We start from the raw sequence: 19,777 nt of genomic DNA, 5'->3' as shown, positions 1-19,777 counted from the left end.
TTCTGGCCTCCTCATCCGGTAAGCTGATCTCGATCAGCCGGTCGAACCTTCCGGGACGGAGCAGAGCGGCATCGATGATATCCGGCCGGTTGGTGGCCGCGATCACCATCACGTCGTTCAGGGACTCCAGGCCATCCAGTTCAGTCAGGATCTGAGAGATCACCCTCTCGGTGACATGAGAGTCACTGCTCATCCCTCCACGGGAGGGAGCGATGGAGTCGATCTCATCCAGGAAGACCACCGAGGGTGCAGCCTGCCTGGCCTTGCGGAACGTCTCTCTCACTGCCTTCTCCGACTCGCCCACCCACTTGCTCAGGAACTCCGGGCCTTTGATGCTGATGAAGTTGGCCTGGCTCTCCGTGGCTACCGCTTTGGCGAGCATGGTCTTGCCCGTTCCAGGCGGGCCGTAGAGCAGGATTCCTCTGGGCGGCTTGGCGTCCATGTGCTCGAAGAGCCTGGCATAGGTAAGGGGCCACTCCACAGACTCTATCAGCTGCTGCTTGACCTCAGCCAGTCCGCCGATCTCATCCCAATGCACATTGGGGGACTCGACCATCACCTCACGCATGGCCGAAGGCTCCATCTCCCGCAGGGCTGCCAGGAAGTCCTCGTTGTTGACCTCGATCTTATTGAGCGTCTCCACCGGTATGGACTCGACCTCCAGGTCGATCTCCGGCAGCACCCGGCGGATGGCGCGCATAGCCGCCTCCCTGGCCAGAGCAGCGAGATCCGCTCCCACGAATCCGTGGGTTACATCAGCGAACTTCTCCTGGTTCACGTCCTTGGCCAGGGGCATTCCTCTGGTGTGGATCTGCAGTACCTCCAGGCGCGACTGCCTGTTGGGAACCCCGATCTCAATCTCCCGGTCGAACCTTCCCGGCCTGCGCAGGGCTGGATCGATGGAGTCCGGCCGGTTGGTAGCAGCGATGACCACCACTTTTCCGCGCGTCTCCATGCCGTCCATCAGAGCCAGAAGCTGAGCTACCACCCGGCGCTCCACCTCGCCCGTTACCTCTTCTCTCTTGGGGGCGATGGAGTCGATCTCATCGATGAGGATGATCGAAGGTGCCTGCTCTTCTGCCGTCTTGAACAGCTGGCGGAGCTTCTCCTCCGACTCGCCATAGTACTTGGACATGATCTCCGGGCCGCTCAGGGTCTCGAAGTGGGCATTGGTCTCTGAGGCCAGTGCTTTTGCCAGCAGAGTCTTGCCCGTGCCAGGCGGACCATAGAGCAGAACGCCTTTGGGAGCCTCAACCCCCAGCCGCTCGAAGAGCTCAGGGTGCTTCATGGGAAGCTCAATCATCTCCCTGACCTTCTTGATCTCTGCAGAGAGGCCGCCGATGTCCTCATAGGTGACCCGCGGTCCGACCTTCTCCTCCTTGGCCGGCTTATCGGTGATATCGATCCTCGTCCGCTCGCCAATCACCGTTCCTTCCTTGGGGGGAGCGACCCGGGTGGCCATGAGCTCTATCTTTCTGCCCATCACAGAGATCTCAATTATGTCCCCACGGGTGATGACCCGCCCTTCCATATACCTCTTAAGATACTCCTCCCCGCCGGTGATCCGAAGGGGAACGGTGGGAGCGAAAAGCACAACCTCTGCGGGAGTGGCCTGAGCGATCTTCAGGGGTACTTTGTCGTCGATGCTAACTCCAGCATTTCGGCGGGTGTTTCCATCCAGGCGCACGACGCCATGGCCAGTGTCCTCAGGGTATCCAGGCCAGACCAAAGCCGCAGTCTTCTTCTTTCCCTGAATGCTGACTACATCGCCTGCCTGCCAGCCCATATCGTTCAATACCTGCGGGTCAACCCGGGCGATGCCCCTTCCCACATCAGTGGGACGGGCTTCAATTACCTTAAGCGTGATATCTCCTGCCATCAGAATCCTCCATTTCTTTTTTTGTATTCTCTTGCTTTGTCGTCACCTGAATGATTTTTATCTTTGCTGCTATTCTGATCATGTGGGGCGCTCATTCCTCTGTAAAAGGTTGATCTCCCCAGAGGGCGATTCGCCATCAATTCATCCTTTGAGGCCTGCATTCCCTGGGCCACATCAATTCTCGAATCATCATTCTTGATACCTGATATTACTAACTTCTAGTTAGTGTATAAATTGCTATTTAAACTTTTCGGCTTTGTGGACCTGGGCATCCAGTGCCCAACTGAGTGAATGGCAAATATTGGCCACTTTATCAATAAAATCGATATCATTAAAGCCAAAATAAACCGCCGTCTCACGCGAGTGAGACATTCCGCCGCGAGGAAGAAATGAGGGATAGTGAGATGGTTGGATGCAATGACCCATAGCAATGCGATCAGCGCAATCAAGCGCATCAGCTATTCTTCCACATTGCCTATCCTATCCTTTACCAGCCGATGCTTGGCAGAGGTCGCCGAAAAGAGCTGGCGGAACATCTCCGGCGATAGGGCCTCGATCACTTTTGCGCCCTCCTCAGTTATCCCTCCCCTGGTCGCCACCATCGCAATCAGATCATCAAAGCTCTCATCCTCCAAGAGAGCCGCAGTCCCAATCAGTGTCTTTTTGATCAACTGCTCAGCCAGATCTTTATCCACCCCTGCACCCCGCATAGAGGCTTCCAGGGCGAACTCCCTGAGGATGGCAGATATATACGCGGGCCCGCTGCTGGTGAGATCGGATAGCACCTCCAGCTGCTCCTCTGCCACCTCCACCGGCCAGCCAATGGACCCGAAGAGCCGAAAGACTAGAGATCTATCATCCTCTGAGGCACCGCTTCCCAGGACGAGAAGGGTGACCCCTAATCCTTTACCGCTGGCGACGCTGGGAATGGCCCGGGCCGCCCTTGCCCGGCATAGATTCTCCAGCTGCCGGAGGGAAAAGTCCACTGCCACCGATACGATCAGCTTATCCGGGGTGAGCAGCTTACTAGTCTCAGCTATTACCCCTTTGAGATCAACAGGTCGCACGCACAGGAATAGAACATCCGACCTTTCCGCCACCTTCAGGTTATCTGCAGCTCGCACTCCCAGCTTTCTTGCCAGCTTTTGGGCCTTCTCTTGGCTGCGATTGCTCACCCAGAGCTCCTCTCTATTGATCGCTCCCCTGCGAATAAATTCTTCTGCCAGCATGCTTCCCAGGTGGCCGGTGCCAATGATGCCGTATGAGGTCATCTTCCGCCATCCTCCGGCCATTTTCCCCCGCCTTCCACTGAGTAGTGGAGGAACTGATCGAGAATCCAGTTAAACTCGTCAGGCTGGTCCATCTGCAGCCAGTGTCCGGTGCCTGATATTTTTATGAAAGGAAGATCAGAAACAAGATTATGAAGGCTGTAGGGGGCATCATTCAGGTGGCTTATAACAGAGAGCTTTGGCCCTGAATAACGCTGGAGCATGGAGACCGGATCGAATAAGAGGCTATCCCTGAAGGCACCTGCAACCACGTCTTTCGGGGTGGCATACAGATCGTTCATAACCCTCTCTGCAACCACCTGGCTGGACCCAACCAGCAACGTCTGCCAGTAGTCCCTGATGGTGCGCAGATAATCATCGGACTGCAGCGCAGCTAGAAACGGCTCTATTATCTCGTTGGGCAACATTCTTCCATCACCGGATGGATCGACAAGCAATAAGCCTTTGACTCTATGGGGATTCTCACCTGCATAGGCAATTGAAGCCGAACCACCAAGGCTGTGCCCTACCAGGACGAACCGCTCCAGATCCAGGGACCGTGCCACAATACCGATATCCTCGGCCAGAGTCTCCACCCAGTAGTCGCCATCGGAAGGCAGATCGGACAGGCCATGCCCCCGCAGGTCAAAGGCCGCCGCCCTTCGCTCCTTCCGGAGGTGATCGAGCTGCATGGACCATTGGGATGCATTTCCAGCAAGGGAATGGACAAATACCACCGGCAATCCACCCCTTCCACCGTCATCGATGTTGATCCTGGCGTCCATAGCCTCTGGATAAAGAGCCATTCAAGTCACTCTCACAGATCCTGCTATGCCGGATCTATGCGCCGCATCCTTCCCCGGTTTCATAGACCTCGCGAATCCTGTCTGCCACATCGCTCGATAGCCTCTGCCCGGCAATGGTGGAGAAGACCTCGGCATAATCAGGCTCCAGACAGCTCAGTCCTTCCATCCCCTGGAGAATCATGTCCGTGAGGTATTGCATATCATCGACTGATAGTTTTTTCAGCCTCTGCTCGAAGTCTGCCAGCCCGCGGGAGAGATGGTTCGCCAATGGAGGGAGAATGTTCATGTACTCGATCTGGTAGCCATGCCGCTCCATCTCCACGATCTCTGGTGCCAGCTTTCTCAGAATCTCTATATCGCGCTCATTCAGATCTCGGGCCATAGAGAGCCTTATGCACTGCAAAAATATATCATTATCCTCTCAAGAATATCATTATCTTATCACTAGTATCATTATGCTAGCTGGAGCCGTCTACAGATTGCGATATCCAGTCAAGATATGGCTGATAGCCGTCGATTATCGGGAGGACGATGATCTCGGGAAGCTCATAGCTGTGCAGCTCTCTGATCCTCGATATCATCTCTTTAATCCTGGTCTGCTCCGTCTTTATGATCAATAGAGCCTCGCGATCCAGGTTGAGCTTGCCCTCCCATAAATAGCAAGAATTGACACTTGAGATGTTAACGCAAGCTGCCAGATGCTCTTTTATCAGCGATTTTGCTATCATCTCGCCATTATCGGGAGAAGCGGTGCAGAGCACCACTCTGTGGCCATTACCCAGTGTTTTGTCTTGATTCCCTTTATTGCCCATAATCTGATCGTTAGCCCTGTCCCACCCATCGCTCGACATTCTCTCCGATCTCCTTCTTCCAGATAGAGGCTCTCTTTTTCAGCTCATCGATGATGTATCTGCACCCATCGAAAGCCTCAGCTCTATGAGCTGCAGTGCAGACTATGGCTACGATGCTCTCCCCTACCGCCAGCCTGCCGGTGCGGTGGGCGATCTGCACCGATGTGAGGCCGAATCGTTCAATGGCCTCAAGGCGTATCTGCTCAAGCTCGGCTTCAGCCGCCTCAGTGAACGCCTCTACCTCCATCATCTGGATGCCGTCGTCCCTGACCGTTCCCAGGAATGCGACCGTGGCACCGGAATCCTCCCTCTTCGCCCTCTGGATCATCTCCTCTATAGAGATCTCCTCTGCAGTGATCTTGAACAATTCTATTCAACCTCCTGCGACCGGCGGTAATATGGCCAGCTCATCGCCATCGTTCAGAGGAATGGAAAGATCATTCAATGGATCAATCCTCTTCCTATTGATCATTAAAAGGATATAGTCATTGGGCCCCCCAGAGCCAGAAAAGGCCTGCTCCCTGAAGGCAGGAGAGGATGCTCCAATGCTCCTCAGCAGGGAAAGAACAGTCGAGCCCTCCGGGATATTCATATCCATCTCCTTTCCCAGGATCTCTCGAAATTGGGCGAATGCCCTGACCTTTACCAGCATTTGCTGTCGATCCTCTTCCCGATGACTTTGTTCACCGTTCATTTATTTTTATAGACATCACCATAGCTGATGATAGATGTTTTTGTATCTGCCTCTGTCCTGTCCTTTTCTGAACCTTGCTTCTGACCTTCTTTCAGCGTCTTCTTGATCTTCTTCTCCTCTTTCTCCCTCAGCCGGGCGATCTCCTCAGAAGAATCTACACCCATAACGAATGTGCCGTGGCAGGGTTTGACATAGGTGAAGAGAACCTCATCCCCCCTTATCCCCAATGCCACCGGCGGCACGCCAATTATGAAATAGTCCTTGAAGATCCTGTATCCTGGCTCGACGTAGTAGACCTCCTCAGAGTTCTTCTCTATAAACTCCCGCGCCTCTTTAAATGAGGTCCTCTCCAGGTACAGCTTGTACTTCATCTGCTCAATGCAGCTCAAATGATCACCTTGTCTATCTTGCTCTTCAGAGGCCCAGGATTATGGGTCGCCTTGGCCACGATCTTCTCCGTCGGATAATCTATGCTCTCACCAAGCGCCTCTGCATTCTTGCCGAAGACGACCGCATAATGCACGGCTTTGGATATGGCGCTGAAAGTGGCCCCATATGCCATGCCGGCATCGCTGTGCATGAAAGCAAAGCAGGCGTCGAAGTCCATCTTCTTCTCCACGATCTCCTGTATGATCCAGTCCAGGTCCGCCGTCTTCTGCACATAATAGCCCTCAGGATCTGCTGTCTTGAGCAGCTTGATTGGGGCATTTGTTCCCGCCACAGTGACATCCCAGCCCTCTTTCTTTAGCTTATGGGCGAGATAGATCACAATGCTGATCTGCACCGGCACCTCCGGGCAGCCCATCACCAACAGCGCCTTCTTGCCTTCGGTCATACGCTCATCCCTTGATCTTGATAATCCTGATTCGATTCAGATATCCTCAGTCGAGCTTAATAGATTATTCCATGCGGCGGGACTGCTGCTCTCAATCCCCTAGATGGATCCGCATTCCATGCAGCTCATGCTCTTCTCACAGGAAACCTCCTCCAGGGTGGAAGAGAGACCGTCCCAGAGGAGAAGGCGGTTTTTCAGAAGCTCGCCTCTGCCAAGGGCGAACTTTATGGCTTCATTAACCTGAATGGAGCCGATGACCCCGCAGGTCGAGCCCAGGGCAGGAGACTCCTGTGCCGGCGGAGCGCGGGGAAAGATGCAGCGCAGACAGGCAGTCCTCCCTGGCAATATTGTCGTTGCCTGCCCCTGAAATCCGCTGATGGCGCCGTGAAAGAGGGGAATCCTTCTCTCTAAAGCGGCATGGTTCAGCAGATACCTGGCCGGAAAGTTGTCCATTGCGTCCATGATCATGTCACAGCCCTGCACCAGTGCATTGATGTTCTCCGCGGAGATTTTCTCCTGCAGGGCTTCGATCTCTCCCTCCGGGTTGATATCGCTCAGAGTCTCCAGAGCTGACTGGGCCTTGCTCCGGCCCAGGTCCAGGCTGCCATGAAGGATCTGTCGGTTGAGGTTGCTCAGGTCAACTGAATCACAGTCCGCTATGCGAATCCTGCCAAAGCCCGAGGCCGCCATGTATAATGAGATGACAGAGCCCAGACCACCTGCTCCTGCTATGAAGACTATCTTTTTCTTCAGCCTCTCCTGGCCCTCCTCAGCAAAGAGGCGGATCTGACGGGAGTACCTCTCCCTTTCGGCATCGCTCAGCATCTGATCACCCGGATTGGAATTGCACTGATCTATTAAGGATTTTGCAGAGGATTTAATGGGGATTTGATCTATCCGCCATGCACTATTCTAAATATCTTCAACTCATCTGAGCCGCCAGCAGTCTCCTCTTCCGCCACTATTCTGCCGTTCAAAGTCACTATTACTTCCTCAGAGTTTATCTTCAGCTCCTTTAATATTTCCTCAATGAGACGGTCTTTCGCTGCCAATTCCACTCTGCTCCCATCCGGCATATAGATCTGCATTTCCACTCCACTTCCACCCTCGGGGCGCATGGCTCAATTCCCCTCATCGGGCGGCATCTATTCCTGCTTTGTATTCTGCTTGAGCCCTTCTGGTGCAAATGGCTTCTGGTAGAATAGATATGATGTCCCGAGATTTTTACGAAAACATTCTTAACCCATTCCTGCCTAAATCGATGCCCAGAAGGCAGGGTTAAGATGAGAGAGGTATTGCTGGAATCCCGAGAAGACAGAGCGCAGTTTTATCTGCCGGACAGGTGCATCGGCTGCGGAACCTGCGTTCAGGTCTGCCCCAAAGGGGAGCTGATTATAGGATCGGTGGGAGCTGTGGTCCGCGGCCTGATCGACAAGGACTTCATTGAGAAGAGAATGAGCGGGGCCTGTGCCTTCTGTGCGCTATGCTCCCGGGTCTGTCCCACTGGCGCCCTGGAGTTCAGAAAGAATGGCATTGCAGAGATGGATAATTCCTATCTCAGCGTCGCGATCAAGTCCACCGTCGTCGACAGCGAGAAGTGCGTTCACTGCGGCCTGTGCTGCGATGTCTGCCCCCAGGCCTGCATTGAGCTAGAGGACAGGCATCTGTCAGAGGACGGCAGCCTCAAGGTCGGCGGCCGGACGATAATTGACCTGGAGCGCTGTGTGCATTGCGGCTGGTGCGCCTCGGTCTGCCCGACGGGGGCTATATCCTTTGAAAAACCCTTCGCCGGGACCTTCAGCCGTGACGATAACGTCTGCCAGGCCTGTAAGACATGCGTTCACACCTGTCCTGCCAATGCCCTGTTCAACCGGGAATGGAAGGCGGGGGAGAGGGGTGAGAAGGTCAGCCACCGGCCTGATGCCTGCATCTACTGCGGAGCATGTGCCCAGGCCTGTCCGGTGCGAGCGATTGTGGTTTCCAAGACCGCTATCATCCCGGAGATGAAGGGCAAAGGAGCTTTTGAGAAGAAGCTCGCCCTTCCTGCTCCTTGGCCCACTCTCACCTCTTGCCTGGAGACGGATGAGATTGCGTGTTTGGGCTGCGGAAACTGCGTCATCGCCTGCCCGGTCAATGCCCTTTCCGATCCATATCTTGCCGCCGGCCATCTGAACGAGCTGGACAGAAAACCGCTCCTTGAGGTCAGAGATGGCACAGTCAAGGTGGTCGACCAGGAAGTCTGCGGCTCATGCGCCACCTGCAGCATGATCTGCCCGGCAGATGCGATCCGGCTGGTGCCCAGAGAGGTGGTCTGATGGCAGCAAATTCTACCAAGACGATGATCATTAAGAATGGATATCTCTTCGATCCTCTGAATGCAATTGATGGAGAGGTAAAAGACATTTTCATAAGAGAGGGCAAGGTGGTCTCCTCCCTCTCCGGCCCGGAGGCTAAAGATGCCACAGTAATCGATGCCCGGGGAAAGACAGTTATGCCTGGAGGGGTTGACGCCCATTCCCATGTGGCAGGAACCAAGGTCAACGCCGGCCGGCTCATGCGCCCCGAGGATCACTACAAATCCGTCCGCAAGAAGACGGATATCACCCACTCGGGCAGCGGCTACACCGTCCCATCCGTATACAAGCAAGGGTACGACTATGCTGCTATGGGCTATACCACCGTCTTCGAGGCGGCCATGCCACCACTGGAGGCCCGCCATACCCATGAGGAGATGAGGGCCACCCCCATCCTGGATATGGGCGCCTACATGGTCTTTGGCAACAACTGGTTTGTCATGCGCTACCTGAAGGATGGCGACATCGAGAAGGCAGCGGCCTATGTGGCCTGGATGATGAGAACTCACAAGGCCTACGGCATAAAATGCGTCAATCCCGCGGGGGTTGAGAACTGGGGCTGGGCCAAGAACGTGAAAGGCTTGGACGAGCCCAACATCCATTTCGAGGTCACCTCCCGGGAGATCATCCGGGGCCTGGCTGAGGTCAACGAATTGCTGGGCCTTCCCATGTCACTTCACCTCCATGCCAACAACCTGGGCCATCCTGGCAACTGGGAGACAGCCCGAGATTCGCTGATGATCACCTCGTCTCTGGAACCGAACAGCAAGACGGAATTGGAATGGGCCCAGACACGTGAGAGCGCCAAAAGAAAACAGACCGTCTACCTGGCTCACGCCCAGTTCAGTAGCTATGGAGGATCTTCATGGAGGGACTTCTGCTCCGGCGCTCCCGATCTGGCCAAATACATCAACCAGACGGAGAACGTGGTCATAGACAGCGGCTCAGTCCCCTTCGGCCCGGCTACCACCATGACCGGCGACGGCCCGGCCCAGCATGACCTCTACATGTTGACCGGCCAGAAGTGGTCCAACTGCGACATAGAGATGGAATGCGGCTCAGGAGTCCTCTCATTGATGTACCTCAAGAGCAGCCCGGTCCATGCCACCATGTGGGCCATAGGCCTGGAGGTACTCCTGCTGATCGACGATCCCTGGAAGACGATCATGACCACCGACCATCCCAACGGAGGCCTGTTCAGCCAGTATCCTCAGGTGATCGCCTGGCTCATGTCTAAAAAAGCTAGGGACGATACCGCCAAAGAGTGCCACAAATGGGCTTATGATAAGTCCAGCCTGGGTGGAGTGGACCGGGAGATGAGCCTCTATGATATTGCCATCCTCACCAGAGCCAACTCGGCCAGGACCATAGGCATGGCCCACCGCAAAGGCCACCTGGGAGTGGGCGCAGACGGCGATGTGACCATCTATGATATCGATCCTGGGGATCTGAATGTCAACGATCCATCATATATCGTCTCCCGGTTCAGCCGGCCCGATTTCACAATAAAAGACGGCCAGATCGTCGCCCGGAAGGGAGAGATCGTCTATGTGCCCGAGGGCCGGAGATATTACTGCCAGCCCCATATGGACGAAGATGTGGAAAAGGATATGATGAGGGATGTTCGGGACTGGTTCAAATACTATACAGTGGGCTTTGCCAACTATCCCGTCCCCGATAAGTACCTGAAAAACCCGGTTCCAATACCGGTTAACATGCCCATGGAGGCAGTGGCGAGGAGGTAGGAAGATGGCAGAAATAAAGCTTGTTCCCAGGGGCAAGATTGGCATTACCGTAGAGGCTGAGGTCATTCGTCCCGACCTTTTTGCCGGAAAGACAAAAGAGCAGATAGAGGAGCTTTTGGTCTGGCAAGGACCTAAAGAGCTGCCCTTGAGCCAGTTCTTTGAGGTGGATATTCAGGGGAATGGCGGCTCTCCAGAGGAGACGAAGATCATAATCGATGGGGATGTATCCCGGGTAAAGCGCATCGGCCAGGGGATGAATTCCGGCATGATCGAGATTTTGGGACCGGCGGGAATGCACACCGGAGCAGAGATGACAGGGGGCAAGATCCTGGTCAGAGGCGATGCCGGCTCCTGGTCAGGAATGGAGATGAAAGGAGGCCTGCTGCAGATATCCGGGAACGCGGGAGATCATGTGGGCTCCGCTTATCGGGGCAGCTGGCGGGGGATGACCGGCGGCCAGATCATAATAAAGGGAGATGCGAGGAGCCAGCTGGGCGGCGGCCTGGCGGGAGGATCGATAACCGTGGAGGGCAATGTTGAGAACTTCTGTGCCATCCGCCAGACTGGCGGCCTGCTAATCATCAAGGGCAATGCGGTTCGAGGTCTGGGAGCGGAGATGAGCGGTGGAACTGTGGTGATTTTAGGTGAGGTGAAGAACTTCTCTCCAGGCTTTGTCCATCAGGGAATCGAGATCAATCCCAAGATCGGCGAGATGCAGTTGGAGGGGAGGTTTGCCCGCTTCTTGGGCGACTATGCCGCCGGCAAGAATCCCAAGGGAATGCTTTACTCCAGAATGGCCCAGGAGGTGGGAAAATGACGGAAATGTTTCTGCTGAACACCGGCAGCACAATCGAGGAGGGCAGACTTGCCAAAGGGGGAAGCAAGCTCACCAATGACTACAAAGAGGAATGCGCCGTCTGCGAGATGAACCTGGCGGACTTCCTGGCCATGGGCTCGCCGGATAGGGTTAAAGTAACCAGCAGGGACGGCCACTCGGTTGTAGTTTATGCTTATGGAGCGGAGAAGCTCTCTTCTGGCCAGGTCTTCATGCCCAGAGCCATCTGGTCCAATGTGGTGGTGGACCCGGAGACCTTCTCTTCCGGCTCACCCCTTTACAAGGGCTCGCCGGTGAAAGTTGAGCCCTCAAATGATATGGTCCTCTCGGCGGAGGAGCTAACAGCAAAGCTATACAAGCTGCAAAAGCGGGGTTAGATGATGGTAACAAAAAATATTGTCTGTCCAGTCTGCGGGGCCTCCTGTGATGATATTCAGGTGGAGCTGGAGGGTCAGGGTCTTACGGTCAGGAATGCCTGCAAGATGGGAAATGCCAAGTTCCAGGAGGTCGTGAGCCCTCACAGGATCCGAGAGCCGCTTGTAAGAGCGGATGGAGAGCTAAGGCGGGCGAGCTGGGATGAGGCCATTGAGATGACAGCGAGGATCCTGGCAAATTCAGAGCGTCCCCTCCTTTTCATGGGCAGCGAGACCTCTACTGAGGCGATGGAGGTGGGAATCCATATGGCAGAGTTCCTAGGGGGCATAGCCGACTCGAACTCCACCGTCTGTCACGGGCCCACCACTATGGGCATTCAGGAGGCGGGACGGGTGGGGGCTACCGCCGGACAGAGCAAGTCGAGGGCGGACCTGACGGTCTACTGGGGCTCCAATCCCCTGGAGTCCATGCCCAGGCACATGTCCCGTTATGCCGTCTATCCCAGGGGCTACTGGACCCAAAGGGGGAGGTTTGACCGGACGGTCATCTGCGTCGACCCGAGGAGGAGCATAACCGCCCAGAATGCGGACCTGCACATTCAGCTCAATCCCAATACAGACTATGAGCTGCTCAGTGCTCTTCTCACCCTCCTGCACGGCAAAAGGCCGCACCAAACGGCTGAAGATGTGACCGGTGTGTCCATCTCCGAGATGGAGAAGATGCTGGATATGATGAAGAGCTGCAACTTCGGGGCTATTTATGTGGGCCTTGGCATTGCTTCCTCATACGGAAAGCATCGAAATGCAGAGATGGCCTTCAACCTGGTAAAGGAGCTGAACAGCCACACCAAGTTCGTGATCGGAGCTCTCAGAGGGCACTGCAATGTGGCCGGGTTCAACCAGATAGCATCATATCTATACGGTTTCCCCTTCGGCCTGGATTTCGCTCGCGGCTATCCCCGCTACAATCCGGGAGAGTACACGGCAGTGGATGTCTTGCGGGAGAAGGATATCGATGCCGCTTTTATCCTATCGGCGGATCTGGTATCTCACTTTCCTGCCGCCTGCTCGGAGTACCTGGCCAAAATTCCCGTGGCCTGCATAGATATCGCTCCCTGTCCGACCACCATGTTATCTGATGTTGTCCTGCCGGGAGTGATCGATGCCATGGAGAGCGACGGCACCTTCTACCGTCTGGACGATGTGCCGATCTACTTCCAGCCGTTCACCAGCTCGCCCTTCTCCTTTACGGAGAGCAATGTCGATACCATGAACCAGATATTCGAGCGAGTGAAGGCGATGAGGAGATAATGCTCGCTAACTAAGAAAAGGCTTGACACGACCATTCTGATGTAGCCCCAATTAATTATGGCAGGCGAAGGACCGATCCTTGTGGATTCAGTCCTTCTCCTCGTTGAAATGAAAAAAAATATCGATGCAAACCCATTCTATTTTGAAAGAAGGAAAGAAGAAAAAGGATGATATGATTGCTACATCGATACACTAATAAGGGGTGTCTAGATGCACATATTGCTTAACTTGCCTAACCAAGTGGTCGGTTCTTCTTAAAACAAGGCGATAAGGTTATAACCAAAAAAAGAGCATACCTTTAACGCTTTGGAGGAGCAAGTAATGGATGTCGATACTATCCAAGCCTATGCTGCAATCGGAACCACCATAGGAACCCTTGTTCTCGCAATTGCCACCTTTAAGTTGGTTTCAGCAACCTATAAAACAATGGAAGATGCACGGAAACGATCCAAAATAGAGGAAAAAAAGAGAGAATTGAGGGGCCAAGAAGAAGCATATAGCAAGTTTATGGGACTGTTAAGTTCTACCGGATTGATTTTTCAATATCTATACCGAAGAGAAGAAAGAGAGAAATTTGTCACTTACTCTCAAGAAATAACCGACGAGATCCATAATGCTTGGTTATTAGCAGTGCTCCAGAACAACTTCAAAGCAGAAATAAAATATGCTGAACACATTCAATATATATGGGAAGTTATAGGTCTGATCCACACCAAGTTTGAAGGCACAGAAGAATTAACTGATCTGATTAATAATATACCAAAGATTCAAAAAGAGTATTTTGAAGTCTTCATTGATAAACCGCTGCCTGATGGATTATCTGAGGAACAACTGACAGAATGGGCAAGAGATATAAGCAACAAATTTTATTCATTTCATCAAAATGAGTTAAATCCTCTGCTCATATCAATATCAAAATATTTAACGAAAGACATCAATGAGAGTCGGATTGAATTGATAAAAATGGAAAATGAGATTGAGGATTCTAATCACAATTCAAAATTGCGATTATTACAGAAACTGCTGAGGTATCATAGATAAACTAATGCACCATAACATTAATTTTGAACCAAGAGGTGAGAAAGGATAGGCTTCTTGATCTTTATTCTATCATTCAATACTTGTGTTACGGTGCACTAGTTTTCGACCTGCAAATAAAATGCTGTGCCTCACAGATGGAATCATATGCGTTCTTCGCAAATCATGCAGTGTGCCTCCCGCCATCCTCAGGGGGTGGGTGAAAAGCGTAATTCAGGCTGTAATTTGTTAGGTTTTTTAAGCGATATAGCGGTGAAAGTGCGCCAAAGGGGTTAACAAATCTTTTTTAGGCAGTGAGTCGAGATTGTTGGAGATATGGCTCAGACGAAGAATGGTATGAGATATAAAATAAAGCTTGAATTTTTTTAAAATACCGGGCGCGCTTTCAGCTGATTGAAATTCGTACGCATAAAGGAAGTTGGTCTTTCATTGAAGTCTTTATATGGCTGATTGAATCGCATTTTTAATCGAAACGGAGGTTGCTATCTGTGCCGAGAATAGACAGCAGATCAGCCGCCTGCTTTATATACGCTGATCTCCTAACAGAAAAACGAGGTGAAGGCAATATGTGTACCGTTGGTGGCGGACCAGACTTAGGGGACGTAGAGACTCTGGTTGCCAAGGATTATGAGTGCCTGGACTGCAATAACAAGTTCCAGGGCATGGGAAGAAGGCCTATGTGTCCTTCCTGCAAGTCAAGGAATGTAAAGGCAGTCTGAACTGGAATCCGAATCCATACAAGTCCATTGGAAGTCTATTGGTTCATTCATAGGTCATGCATATACTCTTGAATGAGGACGAGATCGCCTATATCGAGGGCGAAAATGGCACCATAGCTCTGGCTAAGACCAAAGGGCACTTTTTCTATCTGGAGACGGAGCAAAAAGAGATCGTTCTATTCACTGAGCCAGAGGAGTTGATAGTTGCCTCTTCCTTTGGCCGGGGAGAGAAGATCAGGCGGGGTCTGCACTGCACCCTCTTTCAGATCAGGGAGCTGGAAGCCCCCTTGATAGTTCTGCCCAAAGGCCATCCTGCCTCCCCCCGGCTGAAGACGGTGGTGTCCATAGGCCCCTCCACCCGTCTGAGCTGCATGATTCTGCCGGGTACCCATCCAGAGCAGAATGTGCTCTGCGGATCGGAGGAGTTTCACGGCCTGGAGATCATTGCCGAGCCCGAGGGAGCAGAAGTCAAGGGCTGGCCGGCGGGCGGGCAGATAGCATCGGTGACGGTGGAAAGGTTCTAGACCGATGAAATGCATGGATTTAGGGAAAGCAGAGGCGAACTGGAGATGGCAGAGATAAGAGAGGACAGTCTGGTCAGGTATATGGGCACCGGCACCATTGGAAAGGTGAAGGTGCTGAAGACAGAGGATGATGGAACCGTCTGGGCCTATCTGGATAGCACCGGGCTCTACTACAAGCTTGATACACTGGAGCTTATTGAGAAGCCACCGGAGAGAAAGGAGCTTGAGGGCATGACGCTCGAGCAGATCCAGGAGAGGTTCAAGCAGACGCAAGAGATGATGGATGCTGCCAAGATGCAGGATGAAAACCTGGAGACTGGCGGATAAGTCAGCCTTTTGGGATAGATGAGTCACCGGCGGAAGGGTGGGCGAAAAGCCCGGCAAGGATTGACCCCATCCGCCCGGAATAGGCTTGGGTTTTGGCTGTGCGTAATAATGTGGCATGTCAAGAATAGTTGAGGCTATTGGGAAGCTAGAGGCAATTCTAGACGGCAATGTATGCTTTTCTCGAAGAGAAGGGCTCCAGGAAGTTCTCAATCTACTTAAGGAAGAACAAGCATCCTCTAAGGGCTCCCATATTGAGAAAATGATCCCCCCATCCAGCAAGAGAATCGGGGTGGTAGTACACGGTCCGGAGATAATAGACTCAGGCGGAGCTGTGCAGCTGATAAATCACCTGAAGCAGATGGGAAGGGTGAACGCCGTTCTGGGAGGGACCATGGGCAGGGTGGCGGTCATTGATGCGGATCTGGAGGGGATCATAACCATCAACACCAGAAGGCGGCCGAGCATTTCCATCCGGGATATGGCGGAGGATTCGGATATTGTCATCATTCTCAACCAGGCCAAGTGCCGGGAGACCGGCCTGGCCTTCGGGACAATGGTGGCAAAGCTTGCCGGAATCGATAAACCCCTGATCCAGATCGATTGCGGCGGGAGGTTTGTGGCCGATCTCACCCTCAGCCATTTCGCTTCAGATTCTGAAGACATCAATGAAGAGGGTCTGGCAGTCGCCGCCAGGCTGGCAGCAGATCTGGGGCTGGATCTGCTGCGGCCCAGGCCCAGGGATTGCACCCTGATCCAAGGGGATACTGTACGGCGCATTATGACCGGGGTGATTCCCGGAGAGCTGATATCCGTTAACGGTACGGTCATCGGCCGGGCAATCGGAGCAGAGGTGGAGATCAAGGCCAAAGGGGGAAAGATAATTGACCTGAAAGGAGCCGAGCCGAAAATGCACGGCCTGGAAAAGCTGCATCGGGTAGATCTGGAAAAGGCTATCATCCGCAGCGGCTCCATCAGGCGGAGCACTGTCAGGCCAAGGATAGGAGAGAATCGGGGAGAGGGTGCAGCATTCATTGACCATTGTGCAGAAGATGCCTTCGAGGCGGCAGGAGGAGCAGCCGTGGCCCTGACGGTGGGAGACGACACCACGGCCATTGCCGGCGATATTCTCGCCCGCCTGGGAATTGCTGTGGTCGGGATCGTGGACGGGGACATCGATCGCCTCGCCGGGAGCCTGACCATCTTGCCGGGCAGCATCATCATCAGGGTTCGGCCGGGCTACGATGATATCGTGGGAGGGCGGGCAAGAGAAGAGATCTTCCGGGGTGAGGATAGGATCTCTATCAGCGCCCCTGATCTGGCGGATAGGGTGAAAGAATTGGCGGGCGAGCTTCTTTTAGAGAGAAAAGAGATCAGATCCGATCTCGCTTGATCGCCTGCAGCTCCTGGTAGAAGGTGGCGGCAGTAGCGGTATCACCCAGGCCCACGGTGATGCGCGGCTCTCTAGCCAGAAGGGAAGGCATCAAGGATACCACCAGCCCATCTCTTTTGTGAAAAGCTCCCCGTCCCACTCCTGCAGCCTCTGCCCCCAGTCGACAGAATTCCCTTTGGGCCTCCAGACCCCTGGGATTGACCTCATTTGGCGGCATTCCCTTTGCCGAGCCGGTAGCAGCCAGAGCGGCCGCCGCATCCGCCCCTTTTTGCAGAGAGAGAAGCTCTTCTTTTGCAGTGATCTTTCCCTCTTCCATAATGCTCAGAATGTAGTCTCTGGTATGGACTGAGACCCTGAAGATGCCCAGATGTTCTCTCAGTCCCGCCGCTTTTTGCACCCTCTCCTGCCACTGGCTCATTTTTGGCCTGGCGGTCGATAAAACAGTCGATGAAACAGGAGATGAACCAATCGCGGAATATTCTGCTGTCGCCGTCTCCAGCTCATCCTCGTTCAGTCCCAGGCTGTCTGCCTTTTCGAGGAGCCGGAGAAAGTGCCTGGCGATCTTTTGGCTTTGAAATGAGCCCATCTCCACATGGATGTAGATATTGGGATTAGCCTCTTTCCAGCTCCTGATCTGCTCGATCCTAGGGGGGAAGATCTCTCGATACCGGTCCCGGGGAGCGAGGTGAAAGCCGGATAAGATTGCACCTTCGATTTCCTGGATAAAATCCCGACAGTAGGCGTCGAAGTCCTGGTTCGATTCCATTCTGGTGTTCACCGGATCGTAGGTGGCAATGAAGCGGTTATCTCTGGCGGCAGATATCGGCCCCTGGGGGGAGGGGATGCGATCGCTTTCTTTGAACTGGAAGACGAAATGCAGCACCTCTGAGCTTAGATCCGGCCTTTCCGCCGCCAGTGATGGTTCCATAAGGCGTCCAGAGACTGGAATTCCCACACCGGGATGAAGTAGCGCTGCCAGCCTGGGTTCGAGGGCTGGTGCATTCAGAATCGGCCTGGCCCCCAGTTCGGCCAGTAGGTTGGCCATGATTCCGGCGTTACCCCCCAGGCGGAAGCTCCAGGGAAAGGAGGCCTCGATCTCTTCTGCCAGCTGCAGGCTCTCCACCAGGATCTCCGCACCCGATCCCTGCTGGATGCAGTATAGGAGTGAGGATATGAGATCCTCTCGGCTCCTGATCGAGCCCTTCATCTCGCTTTTTATCCCTGAAGGATCGGCTGATTGGATGAAACGGGATATCCTCTCTTCACCGAGGTCGTATAACGCATCGAGATTTACCGGGTAGGCGCAGATGATTTTCATACCGGGAATCACCATTGAGATTTGCCTTTATAAATTATCCTTTGAGGCACCATTCTGCTGCTTTTAGTTCCACATCCCAAACCGTATATATCTGTGCATACATACACAGATGCATGGCATCCAAGACCATTTCCATTAGAGACGATGTATATAAACTGCTTAAAGATGCAAAGAGAGAAGAAGAGAGCTTTAGCGATGCAATAGAAAGGCTGCTCAAGAAGGATAAAGTGAATCTATCTGAATACTTTGGAGCTCTTAAGGAAGATCCGATTTTAGACCGGCTGGAAGCAGATTCTAAGAGGATAAGAGAGATGGCGAGGTCGAGAGTTTGATCGTCCTGGATACCAGCGCTCTTATTGACCTGTTTCGAGGTGGCGAGGAGATTAAAGGTGTGATAGGTGGTGATGTCACAACTACTATAATAAATTATTATGAAATATTTGTTGGCATAAGACGTTATAGATCAAGAACGGAGGAGAAATTCTTTCGGAGATTCTTTTCCGATATTAGAATATTGGATTTTAATTTAACCGCTGCGGAAAGGTCGAGCGAGATCATGGCCAGGCTCATGGATCTGGGGATTTCCATCAATGCCTTCGATATACTCATCTCCGGCATTGCAGTGGCAAGCGGTGGTGAGACCTTGATGACGAAGGATAGAGATTTCCTGTCCATTGCCAAAGTGACTGAGCTGAACATTAAGGTTTACTGAAGAACGATTCTCACTCGTCCTCGAGCACGATCCAGTACAGGCCGCAAGGCTTATATTCGACTTATGTCGTACTACGTTGAATGCCGTAATAGCGGCAGAGGAGGTAGAGGAGTGGGGGCTTCTCTCTCTTCCTTTTCAGGCCATCGTGTCAGGCTATATCATGGCACTCATTTCTTATACATCCTCATTCATCTCCCGTTCATGATCGCCTCAGTCGAGTGCTCTAGTGTATCCGGCGAGGTCTATGCCCCTCCCTCGAAGAGCTACACCCACCGCGCTATTCTGATAACCGCCCTGGGCCCGGGAGGGAGAGTCCTGCGGCCATTGCTCTCTGCCGATACCCTGGCCACGGTATCTGCCAGCGAGGCCTTCGGGGCCAAGATAGGGAAAGAAGAGAAAAAGGACGACCTCTTCATCGATGGGGTAGGAGATCTGCCCCAGACCCCAGAGAATGTGATAGACGTGCTGAACTCGGGCACCACATTGCGCTTCTGCTCAGCGGTGGCCGCGCTCACCGCAGGAGCTGTTCTCACGGGCGACTCCTCCATTCGCACCCGGCCCAATGGACCGTTGCTTGACTCCCTTAGAGAGCTGGGAGCGGACGCCTTCTCCATTAAGAATAACGGTAAAGCCCCCCTGGTCATCAGAGGGAAGATGTTGGGCGGCACAGCGCACCTGCAAGGCGGGCTGAGCAGCCAGTTTCTCTCTGCTCTCTTCATTGCCTCTCCCCTGGCGGAAAGGGAGACGAGGATTCGGATTGTGGGAGAGCTGAAGTCCCGCCCCTATGCAGAGATCAC

General features: G+C 53.4%; 25 protein-coding genes. 13 read left to right on the top strand and 12 right to left on the bottom strand.

The window, feature by feature from the left end; genetic code table 11:
• From BP822_RS05515 to BP822_RS05465, 11 genes are all read right to left on the bottom strand, one after another.
• The coding region (locus tag BP822_RS05515; protein WP_286877909.1) for a CDC48 family AAA ATPase at window positions 1-1,879 on the bottom strand (1,879 nt) is incomplete at its 3' end.
• 458 nt (window positions 1,880-2,337) lie between these two features.
• Window positions 2,338-3,150, bottom strand: a complete 813-nt coding sequence (locus BP822_RS05510; protein ID WP_286877908.1) for a pyrroline-5-carboxylate reductase family protein — start codon at window positions 3,148-3,150, stop codon at window positions 2,338-2,340.
• Window positions 3,147-3,953 carry an alpha/beta fold hydrolase gene (locus BP822_RS05505; protein WP_286877907.1) on the bottom strand — a complete coding sequence of 269 codons (807 nt, stop codon included), beginning with the start codon at window positions 3,951-3,953 and terminating at the stop codon, window positions 3,147-3,149. The genes BP822_RS05510 and BP822_RS05505 overlap by 4 nt, the downstream gene beginning before the upstream one ends.
• A 34-nt stretch (window positions 3,954-3,987) precedes the next feature.
• On the bottom strand, window positions 3,988-4,335 hold the full coding sequence (locus tag BP822_RS05500; protein ID WP_013718206.1) for a hypothetical protein: 348 nt from the start codon (window positions 4,333-4,335) through the stop codon (window positions 3,988-3,990).
• Window positions 4,336-4,411: 76 nt separating this feature from the next.
• Entirely contained in the window at window positions 4,412-4,804 is a 393-nt protein-coding gene (gene cutA, locus BP822_RS05495) for a divalent-cation tolerance protein CutA (protein WP_232844314.1), read from the bottom strand.
• Entirely contained in the window at window positions 4,776-5,171 is a 396-nt protein-coding gene (locus tag BP822_RS05490; protein WP_013718204.1) for a molybdenum cofactor biosynthesis protein MoaE, read from the bottom strand. Before BP822_RS05490 ends, cutA begins: the two co-directional genes overlap by 29 nt.
• 6 nt (window positions 5,172-5,177) lie before the next feature.
• Window positions 5,178-5,456 (bottom strand): MoaD/ThiS family protein, encoded by a 279-nt coding sequence (locus BP822_RS05485; RefSeq protein WP_013718203.1) that lies wholly within the window; start codon window positions 5,454-5,456, stop codon window positions 5,178-5,180.
• Between the two features lie 38 nt (window positions 5,457-5,494).
• Complete coding sequence (locus tag BP822_RS05480; protein ID WP_083804633.1) at window positions 5,495-5,887, bottom strand: DUF1894 domain-containing protein; 393 nt, start codon at window positions 5,885-5,887, stop codon at window positions 5,495-5,497.
• Window positions 5,884-6,333 carry a DUF1890 domain-containing protein gene (locus tag BP822_RS05475; protein WP_048131630.1) on the bottom strand — a complete coding sequence of 150 codons (450 nt, stop codon included), beginning with the start codon at window positions 6,331-6,333 and terminating at the stop codon, window positions 5,884-5,886. Before BP822_RS05475 ends, BP822_RS05480 begins: the two co-directional genes overlap by 4 nt.
• A gap of 99 nt (window positions 6,334-6,432) precedes the next feature.
• The gene (locus BP822_RS05470) at window positions 6,433-7,158 is read right to left on the bottom strand and encodes a HesA/MoeB/ThiF family protein (protein WP_286877906.1); all 726 of its coding nucleotides are present in this window, start codon (window positions 7,156-7,158) and stop codon (window positions 6,433-6,435) included.
• A 68-nt stretch (window positions 7,159-7,226) separates the two neighbouring features.
• Window positions 7,227-7,421, bottom strand: coding sequence for a MoaD/ThiS family protein (locus BP822_RS05465; protein WP_232844398.1), 195 nt, complete (start codon window positions 7,419-7,421; stop codon window positions 7,227-7,229).
• A 132-nt stretch (window positions 7,422-7,553) separates the two neighbouring features.
• Between BP822_RS05465 and BP822_RS05460 the strand changes: the two genes are divergently transcribed.
• From BP822_RS05460 to BP822_RS05415, 10 genes are all read left to right on the top strand, one after another.
• Window positions 7,554-8,648 carry a 4Fe-4S binding protein gene (locus tag BP822_RS05460; protein WP_286877911.1) on the top strand — a complete coding sequence of 365 codons (1,095 nt, stop codon included), beginning with the start codon at window positions 7,554-7,556 and terminating at the stop codon, window positions 8,646-8,648.
• A complete protein-coding gene (locus BP822_RS05455) occupies window positions 8,648-10,432 on the top strand; it encodes a formylmethanofuran dehydrogenase subunit A (protein ID WP_286877904.1) in 1,785 nt (594 codons plus the stop codon). The genes BP822_RS05460 and BP822_RS05455 overlap by 1 nt, the downstream gene beginning before the upstream one ends.
• A 4-nt stretch (window positions 10,433-10,436) precedes the next feature.
• A complete protein-coding gene (locus tag BP822_RS05450) occupies window positions 10,437-11,249 on the top strand; it encodes a formylmethanofuran dehydrogenase subunit C (protein WP_276836985.1) in 813 nt (270 codons plus the stop codon).
• Window positions 11,246-11,644, top strand: coding sequence for a molybdopterin dinucleotide binding domain-containing protein (locus BP822_RS05445; protein ID WP_286877903.1), 399 nt, complete (start codon window positions 11,246-11,248; stop codon window positions 11,642-11,644). The genes BP822_RS05450 and BP822_RS05445 overlap by 4 nt, the downstream gene beginning before the upstream one ends.
• Before the next feature lie 3 nt (window positions 11,645-11,647).
• Entirely contained in the window at window positions 11,648-12,952 is a 1,305-nt protein-coding gene (locus BP822_RS05440) for a formylmethanofuran dehydrogenase subunit B (RefSeq protein WP_286877902.1), read from the top strand.
• A 321-nt stretch (window positions 12,953-13,273) separates the two neighbouring features.
• Window positions 13,274-13,993, top strand: a complete 720-nt coding sequence (locus BP822_RS05435; protein ID WP_286877901.1) for a hypothetical protein — start codon at window positions 13,274-13,276, stop codon at window positions 13,991-13,993.
• 563 nt (window positions 13,994-14,556) lie between these two features.
• Window positions 14,557-14,709 (top strand): hypothetical protein, encoded by a 153-nt coding sequence (locus tag BP822_RS05430; protein WP_276838936.1) that lies wholly within the window; start codon window positions 14,557-14,559, stop codon window positions 14,707-14,709.
• Between the two features lie 68 nt (window positions 14,710-14,777).
• Entirely contained in the window at window positions 14,778-15,233 is a 456-nt protein-coding gene (locus tag BP822_RS05425) for a hypothetical protein (protein WP_286877900.1), read from the top strand.
• 45 nt (window positions 15,234-15,278) lie between these two features.
• The gene (locus tag BP822_RS05420; RefSeq protein ID WP_013718191.1) at window positions 15,279-15,560 is read left to right on the top strand and encodes a DUF2098 domain-containing protein; all 282 of its coding nucleotides are present in this window, start codon (window positions 15,279-15,281) and stop codon (window positions 15,558-15,560) included.
• 115 nt (window positions 15,561-15,675) lie between these two features.
• Window positions 15,676-16,950 (top strand): DUF2117 domain-containing protein, encoded by a 1,275-nt coding sequence (locus BP822_RS05415; RefSeq protein WP_286857160.1) that lies wholly within the window; start codon window positions 15,676-15,678, stop codon window positions 16,948-16,950.
• Here BP822_RS05415 and BP822_RS05410 read toward each other — a convergent pair.
• Window positions 16,931-18,268: an ADP-dependent glucokinase/phosphofructokinase gene (locus BP822_RS05410; protein ID WP_286877899.1), complete on the bottom strand. Its 1,338-nt coding sequence runs from the start codon at window positions 18,266-18,268 to the stop codon at window positions 16,931-16,933. The genes BP822_RS05415 and BP822_RS05410 overlap by 20 nt on opposite strands.
• A gap of 113 nt (window positions 18,269-18,381) precedes the next feature.
• Here BP822_RS05410 and BP822_RS05405 point away from each other — a divergent pair, with 113 nt between their 5' ends.
• The 3 genes from BP822_RS05405 to BP822_RS05395 form a co-directional block, all read left to right on the top strand.
• The gene (locus tag BP822_RS05405) at window positions 18,382-18,600 is read left to right on the top strand and encodes an antitoxin VapB family protein (protein ID WP_013718188.1); all 219 of its coding nucleotides are present in this window, start codon (window positions 18,382-18,384) and stop codon (window positions 18,598-18,600) included.
• Complete coding sequence (locus BP822_RS05400; RefSeq protein WP_273271897.1) at window positions 18,597-18,980, top strand: type II toxin-antitoxin system VapC family toxin; 384 nt, start codon at window positions 18,597-18,599, stop codon at window positions 18,978-18,980. The genes BP822_RS05405 and BP822_RS05400 overlap by 4 nt, the downstream gene beginning before the upstream one ends.
• Before the next feature lie 201 nt (window positions 18,981-19,181).
• A partial coding sequence (locus tag BP822_RS05395; protein WP_394339426.1) for a 3-phosphoshikimate 1-carboxyvinyltransferase occupies window positions 19,182-19,777 on the top strand: 596 nt, incomplete at its 3' end.

Source organism: Methanosaeta sp. UBA458 (assembly GCF_002496085.1).
GTDB lineage: Archaea > Halobacteriota > Methanosarcinia > Methanotrichales > Methanotrichaceae > Methanothrix > Methanothrix soehngenii.
This window is presented reverse-complemented; position numbering and strand designations above follow the sequence as displayed.

Bases quoted from the DNA above. Each gene is read 5' to 3' on its own strand.
- BP822_RS05505 (WP_286877907.1), bottom strand. From the start codon at position 3,953: ATGGCTCTTTATCCAGAGGCTATGGACGCCAGGATCAACATCGATGAC.
- BP822_RS05435 (WP_286877901.1), top strand. From the start codon at position 13,274: ATGGATGTCGATACTATCCAAGCCTATGCTGCAATCGGAACCACCATA.
- BP822_RS05470 (WP_286877906.1), bottom strand. From the start codon at position 7,158: ATGCTGAGCGATGCCGAAAGGGAGAGGTACTCCCGTCAGATCCGCCTC.
- BP822_RS05430 (WP_276838936.1), top strand. From the start codon at position 14,557: ATGTGTACCGTTGGTGGCGGACCAGACTTAGGGGACGTAGAGACTCTG.
- BP822_RS05405 (WP_013718188.1), top strand. From the start codon at position 18,382: ATGGCATCCAAGACCATTTCCATTAGAGACGATGTATATAAACTGCTT.
- BP822_RS05450 (WP_276836985.1), top strand. From the start codon at position 10,437: ATGGCAGAAATAAAGCTTGTTCCCAGGGGCAAGATTGGCATTACCGTA.
- BP822_RS05440 (WP_286877902.1), top strand. From the start codon at position 11,648: ATGGTAACAAAAAATATTGTCTGTCCAGTCTGCGGGGCCTCCTGTGAT.
- BP822_RS05465 (WP_232844398.1), bottom strand. From the start codon at position 7,421: ATGCAGATCTATATGCCGGATGGGAGCAGAGTGGAATTGGCAGCGAAA.
- BP822_RS05485 (WP_013718203.1), bottom strand. From the start codon at position 5,456: ATGCTGGTAAAGGTCAGGGCATTCGCCCAATTTCGAGAGATCCTGGGA.
- BP822_RS05420 (WP_013718191.1), top strand. From the start codon at position 15,279: ATGGCAGAGATAAGAGAGGACAGTCTGGTCAGGTATATGGGCACCGGC.
- BP822_RS05455 (WP_286877904.1), top strand. From the start codon at position 8,648: ATGGCAGCAAATTCTACCAAGACGATGATCATTAAGAATGGATATCTC.
- BP822_RS05510 (WP_286877908.1), bottom strand. From the start codon at position 3,150: ATGACCTCATACGGCATCATTGGCACCGGCCACCTGGGAAGCATGCTG.
- BP822_RS05415 (WP_286857160.1), top strand. From the start codon at position 15,676: ATGTCAAGAATAGTTGAGGCTATTGGGAAGCTAGAGGCAATTCTAGAC.
- cutA (WP_232844314.1), bottom strand. From the start codon at position 4,804: ATGTCGAGCGATGGGTGGGACAGGGCTAACGATCAGATTATGGGCAAT.
- BP822_RS05410 (WP_286877899.1), bottom strand. From the start codon at position 18,268: ATGAAAATCATCTGCGCCTACCCGGTAAATCTCGATGCGTTATACGAC.
- BP822_RS05445 (WP_286877903.1), top strand. From the start codon at position 11,246: ATGACGGAAATGTTTCTGCTGAACACCGGCAGCACAATCGAGGAGGGC.
- BP822_RS05475 (WP_048131630.1), bottom strand. From the start codon at position 6,333: ATGACCGAAGGCAAGAAGGCGCTGTTGGTGATGGGCTGCCCGGAGGTG.
- BP822_RS05500 (WP_013718206.1), bottom strand. From the start codon at position 4,335: ATGGCCCGAGATCTGAATGAGCGCGATATAGAGATTCTGAGAAAGCTG.